Here is a 1680-nt window from a genome sequence, read left to right as displayed (position 1 = left end):
AATGGTTGGGAAATTAACAAAATGACCTTCTTGGAAGCAGCCATTGGCGGCCTCTTGGGATTGATCGGAGGAGGCATCACTGCAGGAGCTTCCCGGGGGTTGGAGAGCGGTATCGGACAAAAACTGATCATGGGTGTCAAAAATTCCAAAATTTTAGGTCCTGTTCTTCGCGGAGGACAGAAACTGGTCTCCAAATTGCCGGCACCTATGCAAAAAGTGTTTGGCAGAGGCGGAGCCATCGGAGCCGTTGAGGGTGCCGGAACCAGTGTGGCAGACGACATCCTGCATGGGCGGAAGATCAATTGGAAAAATGCCTTTTTGGCAGGACTGTTTGGAGCGGGCTCCGTCGCCGTGGTTCACTTTGCCCAACCTGTCGTCAATAAAGCCGTTCAGCAATTGGAACCGGTACTGGCCAAAACACCGATTGTCAAAAATATTTTCAACAAAGTTGATGATTGTGTTGCGGTTCGGCAAACCGGGGGATACCATGCATTCTTCTTGGCAGTAAAACCTGGGTGCATTGATGCAGGCATAACAGATCTTCTGAAAGAAGATTTAAGAAAATTGAGAGCAACAGTAAAAACTGATAAACATACCATTGCAGTAGGCAGAACAGATATTAAAGGTTTGGAAGGGGAAGTGTTTCAAGGTGCATCACCAAGAGTGATAAAGGCTGCACCAAAAGAAGCAGGTCTGAGGCCATTGGATGAAGAAATGCCTGATAGACCAATTAAAGCACCTTTTACAAATCCAGCATTCATAAAACATGCTGAAGAAATGGTTATCAATAAATTTGCACTAAAAGTTGATAAAATATATCCTAATCCTGAAAATGTTAAAGGAAAATTTTATCTCCATCAATCGAATCCTAGTGGAGTTTGTACTAAATGTTTTTCTGGAATTGTAAATCCTGAGTCAAAAGAAGGGATTCTAATGCGATTTAGCAAGAGGTATCCCAATTTAGAAATTGTGGTTACATCTGAAACTGATGAAAAAGCAAAGGTTACAGGTAGATTATTTTTTGTTTTAAAAAATGGCAAATTGATTGATGAATAAGGGGGCACAAGATTCAATGAGATGGTATACAAATATTAATGAAGAGGCTCGAGTAGCATATTTATTGGTTTTAACAGAAAAAATTATTGATCAGATAACTGAAGGTTACAATGAAGCAAGAAAAACGATCAACATGTGTTGGAAATGGGTTGAAGAGAAGAAATATGATGGCGGTGATCTTTACTTTATATTTGACAATGAAGATGATGGTGGAGTATCCATGTTTTATGAAGAAGCAGTGGATGGGGAAAACCATCAGCAGGCAAGTATATGGTTATGCATAAATTATGCATTGGAGTATACAATCTGGCAGGCGTATAAATTTGAATATGGTCACGATAATTATGTCCCGCAACCTATTGAAATCGTTGATGATGAAATGATTGATGAATTTACAAAAGAAATAGCAAAAGTAGATGGATACCAAGAAGAGTGGGCCGAGCGTTTAAAGGAATACCTGTTGGAAAATTATCCGGCAGGAAGTGACAAGAAGATCAAAAGAGAAGAATTGTTGAACTTGATTGCATAAAAATGATTAAGTGGAAACATTTCCGCTATATTTGGCGTAATATATGAAGGGGATTTTCCCCTTTTAATCGTCCCAATTGTTCAGAAGCAATTGAG

1 protein-coding gene and 1 pseudogene are annotated in these 1680 nt (G+C 39.6%); both read left to right on the top strand.

Annotated features, from left to right (window positions below; all coding sequences use genetic code 11):
• A pseudogene (locus tag I8U21_RS15085) lies at positions 1 to 1056 on the top strand (hypothetical protein); the annotation flags it as partial.
• Between the two features lie 16 nt (positions 1057 to 1072).
• Positions 1073 to 1585, top strand: a complete 513-nt coding sequence (locus tag I8U21_RS14735) for an Imm6 family immunity protein (protein WP_198054196.1) — start codon at positions 1073 to 1075, stop codon at positions 1583 to 1585.
• Positions 1586 to 1680 lie beyond the last annotated feature (95 nt).

Origin of the sequence: Thermoactinomyces sp. CICC 23799, assembly GCF_016055145.1 — a bacterium.
Classification (GTDB): Bacteria; Bacillota; Bacilli; order Thermoactinomycetales; family Thermoactinomycetaceae; genus Thermoactinomyces; species Thermoactinomyces intermedius.
Note: the sequence above shows the minus strand (reverse complement) of the source record. Positions and strands in the feature narration are given on the sequence as shown.